Here is a 230-nt window from a genome sequence, read left to right as displayed (position 1 = left end):
CTCGGCCGTCGGTCATTTACCGGTGGCTGGTCTGGCGCTGATCCTCGGTATCGACCGCTTTATGTCCGAAGCCCGCGCGCTGACTAACCTGGTGGGTAACGGCGTTGCCACGGTGGTGGTGGCGAAATGGGTGAAAGAACTGGATGCCAAACAGATGGATGACGTTCTGAATAACCGTGTTCCGGCGAACAAAACGCACGAATTATCCTCTTAAATCCTCCTCTTAGGCC

At 55.7% G+C, this 230-nt stretch carries 1 protein-coding gene; it reads left to right on the top strand.

Annotation, left to right across the window (positions count from 1 at the left end; genetic code table 11):
* The coding region (locus tag ACX6XY_RS30540; protein ID WP_460338005.1) for a cation:dicarboxylate symporter family transporter at positions 1-214 on the top strand (214 nt) is incomplete at its 5' end.
* Positions 215-230: the final 16 nt, after the last annotated feature.

This window comes from Streptomyces sp. O3, from assembly GCF_054788135.1.
The sequence above is the reverse complement of the archived record's forward strand: the minus strand, read 5'-3'. Positions and strand labels throughout refer to the sequence as shown.